Source organism: Herbidospora yilanensis (assembly GCF_001570565.1).
GTDB classification, from domain to species: domain Bacteria; phylum Actinomycetota; class Actinomycetes; order Streptosporangiales; family Streptosporangiaceae; genus Herbidospora; species Herbidospora yilanensis.
Map to the genome: position 1 here is coordinate 1 of NZ_BBXE01000022.1, position 14,086 is coordinate 14,086.

The 14,086-nt window shown below is 69.3% G+C and carries 15 protein-coding genes; 10 read left to right on the forward strand and 5 right to left on the reverse strand.

Features of this window, described 5'->3' with window-relative positions:
* The 3 genes from AW273_RS16345 to AW273_RS16355 all read left to right on the forward strand — a co-directional run.
* A partial coding sequence (locus AW273_RS16345; protein WP_500778874.1) for a ClpB D2-like domain containing protein occupies nt 1-354 on the forward strand: 354 nt, incomplete at its 5' end.
* Between the two features lie 284 nt (nt 355-638).
* Complete coding sequence (locus tag AW273_RS16350) at nt 639-1,556, forward strand: TIM barrel protein (RefSeq protein WP_062349187.1); 918 nt, start codon at nt 639-641, stop codon at nt 1,554-1,556.
* A gap of 18 nt (nt 1,557-1,574) precedes the next feature.
* Nucleotides 1,575-2,039, forward strand: a complete 465-nt coding sequence (locus AW273_RS16355; protein WP_157555848.1) for a hypothetical protein — start codon at nt 1,575-1,577, stop codon at nt 2,037-2,039.
* A 16-nt stretch (nt 2,040-2,055) separates the two neighbouring features.
* Here AW273_RS16355 and AW273_RS16360 read toward each other — a convergent pair whose 3' ends face one another.
* Nucleotides 2,056-2,922 carry an iron-sulfur binding domain-containing protein gene (locus tag AW273_RS16360; protein ID WP_062349189.1) on the reverse strand — a complete coding sequence of 289 codons (867 nt, stop codon included), beginning with the start codon at nt 2,920-2,922 and terminating at the stop codon, nt 2,056-2,058.
* Nucleotides 2,923-2,999: 77 nt separating this feature from the next.
* Between AW273_RS16360 and AW273_RS16365 the strand changes: the two genes are divergently transcribed.
* Nucleotides 3,000-3,671: a hypothetical protein gene (locus AW273_RS16365; protein ID WP_062349190.1), complete on the forward strand. Its 672-nt coding sequence runs from the start codon at nt 3,000-3,002 to the stop codon at nt 3,669-3,671.
* 164 nt (nt 3,672-3,835) lie between these two features.
* Here AW273_RS16365 and disA read toward each other — a convergent pair whose 3' ends face one another.
* The 3 genes from disA to AW273_RS16380 all read right to left on the reverse strand — a co-directional run bounded on the left by disA (nt 3,836) and on the right by AW273_RS16380 (nt 7,347).
* Nucleotides 3,836-4,921, reverse strand: a complete 1,086-nt coding sequence (disA, locus tag AW273_RS16370) for a DNA integrity scanning diadenylate cyclase DisA (protein WP_062349191.1) — start codon at nt 4,919-4,921, stop codon at nt 3,836-3,838.
* A gap of 59 nt (nt 4,922-4,980) precedes the next feature.
* Complete coding sequence (radA, locus tag AW273_RS16375; protein WP_062349192.1) at nt 4,981-6,414, reverse strand: DNA repair protein RadA; 1,434 nt, start codon at nt 6,412-6,414, stop codon at nt 4,981-4,983.
* A 234-nt stretch (nt 6,415-6,648) separates the two neighbouring features.
* Nucleotides 6,649-7,347, reverse strand: a complete 699-nt coding sequence (locus AW273_RS16380; protein WP_062349193.1) for a class I SAM-dependent methyltransferase — start codon at nt 7,345-7,347, stop codon at nt 6,649-6,651.
* 107 nt (nt 7,348-7,454) lie between these two features.
* Between AW273_RS16380 and AW273_RS16385 the strand changes: the two genes are divergently transcribed.
* From AW273_RS16385 to AW273_RS16410, 6 genes are all read left to right on the forward strand, one after another.
* A complete protein-coding gene (locus tag AW273_RS16385; protein WP_232327457.1) occupies nt 7,455-8,255 on the forward strand; it encodes a sugar phosphate isomerase/epimerase family protein in 801 nt (266 codons plus the stop codon).
* Between the two features lie 13 nt (nt 8,256-8,268).
* Nucleotides 8,269-9,009: a class I SAM-dependent methyltransferase gene (locus AW273_RS16390; protein ID WP_062349194.1), complete on the forward strand. Its 741-nt coding sequence runs from the start codon at nt 8,269-8,271 to the stop codon at nt 9,007-9,009.
* A complete protein-coding gene (locus AW273_RS16395) occupies nt 9,006-9,593 on the forward strand; it encodes a TetR/AcrR family transcriptional regulator (RefSeq protein WP_062349195.1) in 588 nt (195 codons plus the stop codon). The genes AW273_RS16390 and AW273_RS16395 overlap by 4 nt, the downstream gene beginning before the upstream one ends.
* Nucleotides 9,594-9,662: 69 nt before the next feature.
* Complete coding sequence (locus tag AW273_RS16400; RefSeq protein ID WP_062349196.1) at nt 9,663-11,762, forward strand: (Fe-S)-binding protein; 2,100 nt, start codon at nt 9,663-9,665, stop codon at nt 11,760-11,762.
* A gap of 152 nt (nt 11,763-11,914) precedes the next feature.
* Nucleotides 11,915-12,679 carry a hypothetical protein gene (locus AW273_RS16405; RefSeq protein WP_232327458.1) on the forward strand — a complete coding sequence of 255 codons (765 nt, stop codon included), beginning with the start codon at nt 11,915-11,917 and terminating at the stop codon, nt 12,677-12,679.
* Complete coding sequence (locus tag AW273_RS16410) at nt 12,676-13,749, forward strand: glycosyltransferase (protein ID WP_062349198.1); 1,074 nt, start codon at nt 12,676-12,678, stop codon at nt 13,747-13,749. The genes AW273_RS16405 and AW273_RS16410 overlap by 4 nt, the downstream gene beginning before the upstream one ends.
* A 63-nt stretch (nt 13,750-13,812) precedes the next feature.
* On the opposite strand, the gene AW273_RS38640 is transcribed toward AW273_RS16410, so the two are convergent.
* Entirely contained in the window at nt 13,813-13,974 is a 162-nt protein-coding gene (locus AW273_RS38640) for a hypothetical protein (RefSeq protein ID WP_169806330.1), read from the reverse strand.
* Between the last annotated feature and the right edge of the window lie 112 nt (nt 13,975-14,086).

Here is a 14,086-nt window from a genome sequence, read left to right on the forward strand (position 1 = left end):
ACGATGACGGAGATCATCCGCATCGTCGACCTGATGCTGGCGCAGGTGGACGCCCGCCTGAAGGACCGGGACATGGGCCTGGAGCTGACCCCGGCCGCCAAGCAGGTGCTCGCCGACCGGGGTTACGACCCGGTGCTCGGCGCTCGCCCGCTCCGTCGCACGATCCAGCGTGAGCTGGAGGACTCGTTGTCGGAGAAGATCCTCTACGGCGAGCTGCGCCCCGGCCAGGTCGTCAAGGTCGACGTCGAGGGTGAGGGCGAGGCCGCCAAGTTCACCTTCGTCGGCGAGGCGAAGGCCGAAGGTGTTCCCGACAGCGCCGCCGCGATCGTCGACGCGATCACCAAGGGCGCGTAGGCCACACGGTTCACCAGCGGGCCGTCCCTCCGGGGGCGGCCCGCTGTTTTACGTTCACGTCACAACTGGGTGAAGTTACGTGGCAGCGCCACCAAAGGTAGTACTACACTGCGTAGAGCGAAGGGACGTCCTCCTGCAGGCGTACCTCCGAATCAACTGCGGGGTGGACGCTCCGGAGTGCCGTACGACGGCATGCTCTGGAATCCCGGCGTCCCGGGACTCAGGGCCCATGCGATCAGGACAACTGACATGGGTGGATCTGAGTCGGACCTTTGGAGGCATCGATGCGGCTGCGCCACGACGACGGAACCGTCGTCCACCTGGCCTACAACGCGGGCGTTCACCCGGCGGAAGATCTGGAGAACCTGATCGCCCACCTGACCCGCTACGCCGTGCCGGTCCGGAAGAAACTCGGCGTCGACCGGCTCGGCATCGGCCTCTGGCTGGCGCCCACGGTCGCCGACCACCTCGTCTCCGACCGGATCGAGCTGGTCCGCCTCCGGCGGTCGCTGGAGGAACGCGGCCTGGAGGTGGTGAGCCTCAACGGAACCGGAGGCCGCCACCAGGAGACGCCCGGCCCCGACTGGGCCAAGCCGGAGCGCTACCGCTACACGATGTCGCTGGCCAAGATCCTCGCCTTCCTGCTGCCGGACGACGTCCGGTTCGGCTCGATCTCCACCATCCCGATCGGCTGGCGCCGCGACTGGCCCGCCGACCTGCACGCCATCGCCTCCCGCCGGCTGGAGCGCCTGTCCCGGGAGCTGCGCGGGATCTACAGCGTGACCGGCAAGCACATCCGGGTCGGCTTCGAGCCGTGGCCCGGCTGCGTGCTCGAAACGACCGAGCAGGCGCTGGAGCGGGTCTGCGGCATCGACTCCGAACACCTGGGCGTGTGCCTGGACGCCTGTCATTTGACCTGTGGCGGCGCGGAGGAGGCCGGAAAGGCTCTCCTCGGTCTGGCGCAGGCGGGGGCGCCTGTCGTCAAACTGGGGCACGTACACAACAACATGGACGAGATCCCCAACACGCTCAACGCGCTTTTGTCGGGCGCGGTCCACGGCAGCGCCCACCTTGAGGTCGAGGCCCACGAGTGGGTCGCCCCGAAGACCAAGGGCCCGGCCGCCCTGGTGGCCCGCCTGGCCGACGACCTCGACTGGACCAGACGCAACCTGACGGCGTTGGGCCTCAAACTCGCCGCCTGACCCTCCCGAGAGGTTTCCGTGCCGCCGAACCTCGACGCTTATGTGTGGGTGGCCGATCCGCGGCCGAGCCTGCTCGGCGGGTTCATCGCGCGCTACGCGGCCGAAGACGGGCACAGCGCGCGTTATCTGTTGGCGTTTCGGCGTGCCTACGTCTTAGGAGCGGCCGACGGCGACGACTGGGCGGTGCTCGACGAACTGCGTACCGGCGACGGTTCGTTCACCTTGTACCTCAAGGGCCGGGGGCCACACGGCCCGATCATCGCCTTCACCGACGAAGGCGCCGTTGTTCTCGGCCTCAGCGTGCACGCCGCAGACGATCTCCACACGGTGATCGCCCAGGCGGAGGAGCTTCTCGATCGTCTCCGCGAGGAACTCTCCGCAGAGGCGGGGATCGCGGGCGTCGAGCTGCCGCCGCCCCGCAACCGTGCCGAGTGGCACGAGCAGGACCCCATGGTGCTGCTGCGCTTCCCGGATCCCGCCTGAGGAACGTCGGGTCAGGTCAGCCGGGCAGGGCGTAGAGGTCGTCGTCGACCAGTTCGGCCAAGCCGTCGGCGAGTAGGCCGTCCAGGGCGCGTTCTCGCTGGACCGAATCGGCCCACACCGCGTCGAGCAGCGCCTTCTCCACCGGACCCGGCGCGTCGCGCAGGACGGCCAGCAGGCGGCCGCGGCACTGGCGGTCGGTGCCGGCGTAGGTCTGGCCCTTGCGCTCCGGGCCGTCGTGGGCGGGCTTTCCGGCCAGCAGCCAGGCGCAGCGGGAGGCGACCGGGCAGTCGGCGCAGCGGGGAGAGCGGGCGGTGCAGACGAGGGCGCCCAGTTCCATCACCGCGACGGCCCAGCGGGGGGCGCCGACCGGGGGGATCAGCGACTCGGCCAGGCGCTTCTCCGGGGTGGTCGTCGCCTTGGGGGGATATTCCTCGCCGCGGATCGTGCGGGCCAGGACCCGGCGGACGTTCGTGTCGAGGACCGCGTGGCTCTTCCCGTAGGCGAAGCTGGCGACCGCGGCGGCCGTGTAGTCGCCGATGCCGGGGAGGGTGCGGAGTTCGTCGTAGGTGGCGGGGACCGTACCGGCGAAATCGGCGGTGATCGCCTTGGCGCAGGCGTGCAGGTTCAGCGCCCGCCGGGGGTAGCCGAGGCGGCCCCAGTGCCGCACCGCCTCGCCCGGCGCCTCTTTGGCCAGGGCCTCGGGGGTCGGCCAGCGGGCCATCCACTCCTCCCAGATCGGGAGCACACGCACCACGGGCGTCTGCTGGAGCATGATCTCGCTGACCAGGATGCCCCACGGGGTCGCCTCGGGGCGGCGCCAGGGGAGGTCGCGGTTGTGCTCGGCATACCAGTCGAGGATGGGGGAGTGAAGCGGATGAGCCACGTTTCCGCACTGTAGTTGACCTCGCTCCCCGGCGAGGCGCGTCCGCCGAGACCATCAGGTCTATTAATACTGTGAGTATGGATCCGGACACCTTCCGTGGTGAGGTAGTCGAGGGCCCGGACGTCTACTGGCGGCGCCGAGTGCTGGTGCTGACCGGCGTGCTCGTCGTGGGGGCCGTAATCGCCTGGGCCTTCACGAGTGGCCCCGACACGCCGCTGGCCGGCGCCGCTCCCGCCAAGGGCGGGTCCGACGCGCTGATCGTCTCGCTGCCCTCACCACCCGCCCCAAGCCCTTCTTCCTCCGGTACGCCCACGCCGTCTGCCACCCCGACGCCGTCGCGCGCCCCGGCGAAACGCGAGAGCGGCACCTGTAATCCGAAGGACCTGGTCGTCAACCTGACCGCCGGCCGCGAGATCTACACCGGCGCCGACCGCCCCGGGTTCATGCTGACCGTCGTCAACACGGCCAAGACCCCGTGCAAGGTCGACGTCGGCCCCCGGGCCCTGGAGATGCGCATCACCTCGGGCCCGGCCCGCATCTGGTCGACCGCCGACTGCGTCAGCGGCTCAGGCGTCGACCGCCAAACCCTGAAGCGCGGCATCCCCTACGTCCGCTCGATCGAATGGGACCGCAACCGCTCAGGCGAAAGCTGCACCACAAGATCAAGCGTGGCCGGCAAAGGCACCTACGTGGCAATAGCCAGGTCAGGCAGCCTACGCAGCAAGAAGAACGTCTTCCACCTGAGATAAGTCGTATGGCCCGCGAGGGCGCGCCCCCGTCTGGACTGAGGAGCGCAGGAGAGCGAAGCGAACCGGAGTGACGAGGGAAGACGGGGGCTGGAGGCGCCCGAGCCCCCGCGCCGGAGGCGCGGCGATCAAACAGGCCCGAGCCGCCGCGCCGGAGGCGCGGCAATCTACACGTATCGTTCCAAGATCGAGGACTCGGCCAGGCGGGACAGGCCCTCCCGCACGCTGCGGGCTCTCGTCTCGCCCACCCCGCCGACCATCTGCAGATCGACGATGCTGGCGGCCAGGAGCTTCTGCAGACCGCCGAAGTGGTCGACCAAACGGTTGACGATCGACGCCGGCAGGCGGGGCACCCGGGCCAGCAGGCGGAACCCCCGGGGGCTCACGGGCGAGTCGAGGGCCTCGGGGCCGGTGCTGCCGAGGATGGCCGCCACTCGTGACAGGTCGAGCAGGTCGGTGGAGCTCAGGTCGTCGAGCTCGCGGAGGGCGTCGCTGAAGCCGCGCTGCTTGGGGCCGAGGGCGTCGGGCAGGTAGTCGCGGACGATGAACGCGCGGTCGTCTTCGACCCCGGCGACCAGTTCGTCGAGCTGCAGGGAGATCAGGCGGCCGTCGGTGCCGAGTTCGACGACGTAGCCCTCGATCTCGCGGGCGATGCGCCGGACCATCTCCATGCGCTGCACGGCGGCGACCATGTCGCGCACGGTGACCAGGTCTTCGATCTCCAGCGCGGAAAGGGTGCCGGAGACCTCGTCGAGGCGCATCTTGTAGCGCTCAAGGGTGGCCAGCGCCTGGTTGGCCTTCGACAGGATCGCGGCCGACTCTTCGAGCACGTGTCTGACACCGTCGAGGTAGACGGCGATGATGCGCATGGATTTGCTGATCGCGACGACCGGGTAGCCGGTCTGGCGGGCGACCCGCTGGGCGGTGCGGTGGCGGGTGCCCGACTCGTCGGTGGGCACGCCGGGATCGGGAACCAGGTGGACGGCCGCCCGGAGGATGCGGTGATCACCCTCGCCGAGCACGATCGCGCCGTCCATCTTGGCGAGTTCCCGCAGGCCCGTGGCGGTGAACTCGACGTTGAGCTGGAACCCTCCGGTGCACAGCTCTTCGACGGTCGGGTCGTATCCGAGCACGATCAGACCGCCGGTATGGCCCCGGAGGATGCGCTCGAGCCCGTCGCGCAACATGGTTCCCGGGGCGAGCGTCGCCAGGACGGCGCGCCTGCGCTCGTCGGCTTGTTTGTCGTTTTGCACGTAAGTGACCCCCGCTGGTTCACACGGCTAGTACGCAGTTTACCGACGTAACCGGCTCCTCACCGGATGTGTGTCAGAGCGTCCCAGACGTTCTCCGCCTCGGTGACGGTGAACCCGGGGGCGAAGGTGGAGGTGCGCAGCGGTTCGCGGACGGCCACGACCTCACCGCGCCGGCTTCTCGGCGCGGGGTCGAGGCGGGGCGGGGTGACGACCTCCATCGAGCCGGCCGGGACCAGCGCGCGGGTGAAGCCCAGGCGGGCGGCCTCGGCGAGGCGGCGGCGGACCTCCCGGACCGGGCGCAGCTCTCCGGCCAGCCCGACCTCGCCCATCGCGATCAGGCCTTGGGGGAGCGGGTTGTCTCCGGCGGCGCTGACGACCGAGAGCATCAGGGCCAGGTCGACGGCCGGGTCGGTGAGGCGGATGCCGCCGACGGTGGCGGTGAAGACGTCACAGCGGCCGATCTTGGCGTTGAGGCGGCGCTCCATGACGGCCAGGACCATCGCGACGCGGTAGGAGTCGAGGCCGGAGGAGGTGCGCCGGGGCTGGGGGGCCTCGGTGGGGCCGACGAGGGCCTGGAGTTCGGCGGGGATGGGGCGGGTGCCCTCGATCGTCACGGTCACGCAGGTGCCCGGCACGGGTTCGGGGTGGCGGGAGACGAAAAGGCCGCTCGGGTCGGTGATGCCGGTGATGCCCTTCTCATGGAGGTCGAAGCAGCCGACCTCTTCGATCGGGCCGAACCTGTTCTTGATCGCCCGGACCATGCGCAGCCGCGAGTTGCGGTCACCCTCGAAGTGGAGGACGACGTCGACGAGGTGTTCCAGCACACGCGGCCCGGCGATCGAGCCGTCTTTGGTGACGTGGCCGACCAGGACGGTCGCCATGCCGCGCTCCTTGGCCAGCCGGACCAGGTTCCCGGCGACCTCGCGGACCTGGGTGACCCCGCCCGGCACGCCGGTCGCCTCGGTGGAGCCGATGGTCTGGACCGAGTCGACGATCAGCAGCTTCGGGTTGACGCGCTCGACGTGGGTGACCAGGGCGCCCAGATCGGTCTCGGCGGCCAGGTAGAGGTGGTCGACCACGGCGCCGATTCGGTCGGCCCGCATGCGCACCTGCGAAGCGGACTCCTCACCGGTCACATAGAGCACGGTCTCGCGCCGCCCGGCATGGGCCGCAGCCTCAAGCAGCAGCGTCGACTTGCCGATGCCCGGCTCCCCGGCCAGCAGCACCACCGCGCCGGGCACCAGCCCGCCCCCGAGCACCCGGTCGAGCTCGCTCACCCCGGTCGGCCTGGCATGGGCGACCTCGGCCTTGACCTGCCCGATCGGGATGGCCGGCGAGGTGATCGCGCCCGCCTTGACCTCGGTCACCCCGGCCCGGACCCCGGCCTCTTCGACCGTGCCCCACGCCTGGCACTCCCCGCACCGGCCGACCCATTTGACGGTCACCCAGCCGCACTCGCCACACCGATAGGACACCTTGGTCGCTTTAGCCACGAGCCGCAGGCTACCGGCGCCCCCCGACAGATTCGGCAACCGCAACGTCACCGGCCACCCGCACGGGGCCTCTCTTACCAGCGTCCGGGGGTGAGCTCGCGCGAATCAGGAAAGCTCCGCTTCCGCTGAGCAGAGCGACCGTCTCAGAACGCTGGGCAGAGCGCGCGGTCATGCCGGGACGCTGAGCAGGGTGGTCATGTCGGGACGCTGAGCAGGGCGGCCATCTCAAGACGGTCAGAAGAGCCGCCATCTCAGGATGTTCGGGTAGGCGATTTCCAGGCCCTCGGTCTCGGCGATGGCCGCCCTCGCGACCGTGTGGGCGAACTCGATCTTCAGGACCGCTTCCAGGTCGGCGCGGCGTTCGAAGACCATCCGCAGGTCGAGTTCCTGCCGGGACCACCCCTGCCGGGCCCAGAAGGCCTCCACGGCCTCCGGTGAGTAGGTCGGCACCGTTGCCGAGAACCAGCGTCCGAACGAGCCCCGTGTCGCGTCCAGGTCGACGATGAAGGCCGCGCCGCCCTTTCGCAGGACCCGTGACAACTCGGCCAGGCCCGGTTCGCAGCCGGGGCCGAAGAAGTAGGCCCAGCGGGCCATCGCCACGTCGACCGAGTGGTCGGGGAGGGGGATCTCCTGGGCGGTCGCCGTGTGAACCGTCACGTTCGGCACGCGGGCGCAGCGGCGGCGGGCGAGGGCGGCCAGGTCGCCGTGGGGTTCGACGCCGATCACCGACGACGCCTCCAGGGCGAGGCCGGGCAGGTGGTAGCCGGTGCCGCAGCCGATGTCGAGGACGGTGGCGCCGGTCCACGGGCGGAGGGCGCGCATGGCCGACTCGACCTGCCGGTCGGGGTCGACCGCGTGGTTCTCCAGCTCGTAGACGGCGGGGGTGTTCCAGATGTTGGGGCTCGGCACGGCGCCCTTGACGATGCTGGCCATGACGCAACCCTAGGTTCGCCTCGACCGGACACGCGCCCGCTTAGGCTGGCAGGGTGAGCAAGAGTCGTGGCGAGCGTACATATATCGGAAGGAGCGAGGTCGTCCGGGTGCCCAATGCGAAGATCGCGTTGTCGACCGCATCGGTCTATCCCGAGCGAACCCCCGACGCCTTCGAGCTCGCGGCACGCCTGGGTTACGACGGCGTCGAGATCATGGTCGGGCAGGATCCGGTCAGTCAGGACGTCGACGTGCTCCAGCGTCTCCGCGACCACTACGAGCTGCCCATCCTCGCGATCCACGCGCCCTGTCTGCTGGTCACCCAGCGGGTGTGGGGCAAGGACCCGTGGCTCAAGCTGCGCAAGGCCCAGGCCGCCGCCGAGCGGCTGGGCGCCGGCACCGTCGTGGTGCATCCCCCTTTCCGCTGGCAGCGTGACTACGCCCGTGACTTCGAGATCGGGCTGGCCCGCATGCGCGACGAGACCGACGTGGTCTTCGCGGTCGAGAACATGTTCCCCCTCCGGGCCCGGGGCAACGAGGTCGTGCCCTACTCACCCGACTGGAACCCCCTCGACTACGACTTCCCCAACGTCACCCTCGACCTGTCCCACACGGCGGTGTCCGGGTCGGACGCCATGGAGATGGCCACCAAGCTGGGCGACCGGCTGGCCCACCTTCATCTGGCCGACGGCGTCGGCACCACGAACAAGGACGAACACCTCGTACCGGGACGGGGCAACCAGCCCTGCGCTCCCATGCTGGAGCGCCTCGCCAACGCGGGCTATGGTGGGCTGATCGTGCTGGAGATCAACACGCGGAGGGCGGCGACCCGCACCGAGCGGATCGACGACCTGGCCGAGGCGCTGGCCTTCGCCCGGCTCAACTTCGCCGCCTCGTCCGCGAGGAAATGAGCGCTACAACCCCATGAGTCACCTGGTCTTCGACGCGCCCAGGGTGGCCGAGGCGTACGACGCGGCCCGACCGGAATACCCCGCCGCGCTCTACGACGCCCTGTCCGAACTGTCCGGCACGACGCTCGACGGCGCCACCGTGGTCGACGTCGGCGCCGGGACCGGCATCTCCTCCCGCGGCATGCAGCGGCGGGGCGCCCGGGTGGTGGCCGCCGATCTCGCCGGGCACATGCTGGCCTATCACGACGGCGCCTCCGTGCTGGCCGACGGCAACGTGTTGCCCTTCCGCGACGGCTCGGCCGACCTGGTGACCTACGCCCAGGCGTGGCACTGGCTCGACCCGGCGCGGTCGATCGAGGAGGCCAAGCGGGTCAGCAGGACGGCCGTCGCCGGATGGTGGAATTCCGTCGACACCGGCAAGGCCGACTGGCTGGCCCAATGTCAGATCAGGTTGTCCGACGTGCCGGGCTACACCGGGCCCGAGGGCCGGGACCTGCCGGCCATCGCGCGGGCGATGACCGAGGGCGGGCTCGACGTCCGCGACCGGTGGGTCCACTGGACCCGTCACGTGCGGCTCGACGTCTTCCTGACCAACCTGCGCTCCCACTCCTACATGGCCCGGCTCGACCCGGAAAGGGCCGACGAGCTGATCGAGCGCGAGCGGGCCGAACTCCTGCGCGTCCGCCCTGGTGGTGATCTTGTCGTGCCGATGCGCGTTTACCTCGCGGTCGGCAGGAAAGAGCCCGCCGGATGACGGAACAGCGGCGGCGCAGGCCCGGCAGACGGCCCGGATCACTCGACACCCGGGGTGAGATCATCACCGCGGCCCGGGGGGTCTTCGCGGAGAAGGGGTTCGACAAGGCGACGGTCCGGGGCATCGCCCGTGCGGCGAACGTCGACCCGGCCCTGGTCCACCACTATTTCGACACGAAGGAGGGCCTGTTCGTCGCGGCCATGCAGTTCCCGGTCGAGCCGAGCGTGGCGGTGCCGATGATCCTGGCCGGGCCGCGCGAGGAGCTGGGGGAGCGGCTGATCAGGTTCATCCTGACGGTCGCCTCCGACGAAGACCGGCGGGCCCCGATCATCGCGATGATCCGGTCGGCGATGTCGAACGAGCAGGCCGCCACGATGGTGCGCGAGTTCCTCGGCGAGGCGGTGCTCCAGCGGCTCGCCCAGGGGCTGGGCATCGATCCGATCAGGATCGAGGCGGCCTTCGGGCAGATGATCGGCGTGGTGATGTTGCGGTATATCGTCAAGATCGAGCCGATCGCGTCGGCGACGCCCGACGAGCTGGTCGCCCTGCTCGCGCCCACGTTGCAGCGATATGTCGACCCCTGACGGAGCGCCTTCTAGAGGTTTGTTCTAGGGTCTGATTATGGTGACCACGATGGCGATGAGGAGGCCCCAATGTTGCTGGTCTGCATAATCGGGCTGCTGATGACGGCGCTGACGATCGCGGTGGTGGCCAGGCGGGTGGGCTTCCTCTATCGGCTCGCCACTGTCGGCGAACCGGCGCCCGAACGTATCGAATACGCCCGCGCGAACATCGGGACCGAGATAAAGGCCCAGTTGGTCGAGGTGTTCGGGCAGAAGAAGCTGCTCAAGTGGACGCCCTCGGGCATCGCCCACTTCTTTGTCATGTGGGCGTTTTTCATTCTTTTGACCGTTTATCTGGAAGCCTACGGCGCGATGATCCAGGGCGCCGTCACCGGGCGGCCCGACTTCCACATCCCGCTGATCGGCCGCTGGCCGGTGCTGGGCTTCCTGCAGGACTTCATCGCGCTGGCCGCGCTGCTCGGCCTGGTCGCCTTCGCCGTGATCCGGATCAGGAACGCGCCCTCGAAGCTCGGCCGCGACTCCCGCTTCTCGGGGTCCCACCTGGGCGGCGCGTGGCTCATCCTGTTCATGATCTTCAACATCATCTGGTCGCTGTTCCTGTTCCGGGGCGCCGCGATCAACACCGGCAACTTCCCCTACGAGTCGGGGGCGTTCGTCTCCGAGCTCGTGGCGCGGATCCTGCCGACGTCGTCACTGCTGGAAGAGATCGCGCTGCTGCTGCACATCGGCCTGATGCTGGTCTTCGCGGTGATCGTGGTCAACTCCAAGCACCTGCACATCTTCACCGCCCCGCTGAACGTGTTGTTCTCCCGTCGTCCCGACGGTCTGGGCGCGGCCCAGGAGATGCGCAGCGGCGGGAAGGTGCTCGACTTCGAGGAGGCCGACCCGGAGACCGACGTCTTCGGCCGCGGCAAGATCGAGGAGACGAGCTGGAAGGGCTTCCTCGACTTCTACACGTGCACCGAGTGCGGCCGCTGCCAGTCGCAGTGCCCGGCGTGGAACACCGACAAGCCGCTGTCGCCCAAGATGCTCATCCTCGACCAGCGTGACCACGCCTTCGCGGTCGCGCCCTACCTGCTGATGAGCGAGGAGCAGCGCGCCCACGCCGGTCAGGACGTGCTGGCCCTGCTGGAGAAGCCCCTCGTCGGCGAGCAGGGCGTCATCCACCCCGACGTGCTCTGGTCGTGCACCAACTGCGGGGCCTGCGTCGAGCAGTGCCCGGTCGACATCGAGCACATCGACCACATCCTCGACATGCGCCGCTACCAGGTCATGATCGAGTCGGCCTTCCCGTCCGAGGCCGGCGTGATGCTGAAGAACCTGGAGAACAAGGGCAACCCGTGGGGCATGCCCGAGATGAAGCGGGCCGAGTGGATCGAGGAGCTCGACTTCGAGGTCGAGATGATCGACGAGAAGATGCCGGAAGACACCGAATACCTCTTCTGGGTCGGCTGCGCGGGCGCGCTCGAAGACCGGGCGAAGAAGACCACCAAGGCGGTCGCCGAACTGCTGCACATCGCGGGCGTGAAGTTCGCGGTGCTCGGGCCGATGGAGGCGTGCACGGGCGACCCGGCCCGCCGCCTGGGCATGGAGTTCCTGTTCAACATGCTGGCCCAGCAGAACATCGAGACGCTCAACGAGGCCGGGGTCAAGAAGATCGTGGCCACCTGTCCTCACTGCTTCAACACCCTGGCCAACGAATATCCGCAGCTCGGCGGGCACTTCGAGGTCGTACACCACACGCAGTTGTTGTCTCATCTGGTCGACACCGGGAAGCTGACCCCGATCACGCCGATCGAGGAGAAGATCACCTACCACGACCCGTGCTTCCTCGGGCGGCACAACAAGGTCTACTCGCAGCCGCGCGACATCATGGCCAAGGTGCCCGGCGTCACGACGCAGGAGATGCACCGCCACAAGGACCGCGGCTTCTGCTGCGGCGCCGGCGGTGCGCGGATGTGGATGGAGGAGCGCATCGGCAAGCGCATCAACACCGAACGGGTCGACGAGGCGCTCACCACCGATCCCGACACGGTGTCCACCGCCTGCCCGTTCTGTCTCGTGATGCTCGGCGACGCGATCAACGAGAAGAAGAACAGCGGCAAGGCGAAGGAGACGCTGGAAGTCGTCGACGTGGCCCAGCTCTTGATCAAATCCATCAAGGGCTGACTAGACCATTGATCGATTGTCGAATCCGCTGGTCAGGGCCACATGCGCGCCACCCTGTTCTCCACATAACGGGAGAATCACGGTAGCCTCAACGTTGGCTCAATCAACGGGGAGGGGGCTGAACGGTGGCCGTGGTCGTCACAGACGCGGAAGTGACTCTTGCCGACGTGCTCTCCCTGCGGATGGCGATCGACCATCCGCTGGAGGCGGGCACGCATCTGGTGCTCCGGCACCGCGGCACCGGCTCGGAACGGAAGGTGCGGCTCGGGACCCCGGGCCGCCCGGCCAAGGACGCCACCGTCGCCGTCTCGCTGGCGGGATTGAAGCTCACCCCCGGCCGCTGGGACGCCTACCTTCAGCAGAGTGGTCCCCGCACCCGCATGCAGAGCGTCGACCCGGGCTTCTCGCTCGACCGCCTCGACGCCTACGCGCTCGGCCGCCGGACCATGTCCTACCGGGCCTACCGCACCCGCAACGGCTTCCTGGCCATCAAGATCGCCGATGCCGAGCCGGTCGCCGACGTGCGGGCGGTCTGGTTCCGCGAGGGCCGGTTCGAGGTGACGGGGCTGCTGGCGTACACGGGGCTGGGAGACGACGACCAGCACCACCGCGCCCGGCTCTCCCTGAGGCACAGTGACGCCACCGTGACCGCGACGGCCACGGTCCAGGGTGTACGGTTTCACGCCGCCCTCTCCCTGTGCGACGTCCTGGCCGCCACCCCCGACTCCGAGGGGGTGTGGGAGCCCTCCCTCGAAGTCGACGGGGTCGACGGCCCGATGGCTTTGGGAGCGCTCCTCGACGACGTGGAGGGCAAACGCCGCCGCGTCCACTATCCGGCGACGAAGATCGACGGTGTCCCGATCAAACCGAGCTTCTCGCCCGCCGACCATCTCCGGCTCGAGGTGGGCACGGCGTGAAGATCACGTTCCTGGTGCCGTCCGCGTACGGGATGCGCGGAGACATACGGGCGATGCTGAACCTCGCGGCCGCCCTGACCAGCGGGCACCAGGTCGAGGTGGTCAGCGTCAAGCGCACCAGGGACGCCCCGTTCTTCCCCGTCGACCCCGCGATCAGGCTGCGCTGGCTGGTCGACGCCCGGCCCGGCCGTCACCTGCTGCCGCGCGGCCAGGTGCGCACCGAGGTCGCCCTCTGGCGGGCGCTGCGTGCCATCCGCTCCGACGTGCTGGTCACCGCCCGGCCGGGCCTGAGCGTGCAGTCGGCCCGCTATGCCCCCCGCGAGGTGGTCAGGATCGCCCGCGAGTGGACCCGGCCGGCCGTGCCGACCCCCGTCCAGCGCTACTACCCGCGCCTCGACGCCGTGGTGACCAGCACCGACGCCGGGCGCTGCGAGTGGACGCGGCTGCTCGACGACGAGCTCAGCGTGCACACCATCCCCGACCCGCTGCCCAAGGGCCCGTGGCCGAGGTCGCGCATGGACAACCGGATCATCAGCGCCGGGGGCAGGTGGGTGGCCGACAAGGCGTTCGACCGGCTGATCAGGGCCTTCGCGATGGTCGCCGACAAGCGGCCCGACTGGCGGCTGCGCCTCTACGGCGCCGGCTCGGAGGAGAAGCGGCTGCGCGCCCTGGTGGCCGAGCTCAGCCTGCACAACCACGTCTATTTCATGGGCACCACTCCCGACCTGCCCGGCGAGTTCGCCAAGGCGTCGATCGTGGCCGTCCCGTCGCGCCACGAGGTGCTCGGCATGACCGTGAACGAGGCGCTCAGCACGGGGGTGCCCATCGTGGGCTTCGACGGCCCGAAGGGGCTGGCCCAGTTCGTGCGTCCCGGGGTCGACAGCGTGCTGGTCAGCGAGGGGACCGGGGAGATCGAGGCCTATGCGGGGGCGTTGCTCTCGCTGGTCGACGACGAGCGCAAACGTATGACGCTGGCCGCCGGGGCGCTCGAATCGGCCACGCAGCGCGCCGCCATCGCCATCGCCGCCCGCTGGCAGGACTTGATGTATGGTTTGCGCTCCAGAGCCTGACCCCCGTGGAATAACAGATCCCGAGCCCCCAAATCCGGAAGCCCGGGACTGTGATCTTCAGCTTCAGCGACTCGCCGAAGTCCGCAACCCGAGCGCGTTGTCGAGCTCCTCCAAGGTCAGTCGGTCATCCGTGAAGTTGACGGCCTCCAGAACCTCGGCGTAAAGCGCGATTTCGTCCAACGCGACACGGTCATGGACCCGGGAGTCCAAGTCGTCGTGCCCCACCGCGTCGTCCTTCCTTCCGCAGCCCACACCCTCTTCGAGGTTACGTCCGCGTCGGTTTCGGCGACATGGCCCATCGGGACCATTCCCGCCACCGGACCCCCCTCGACTAACC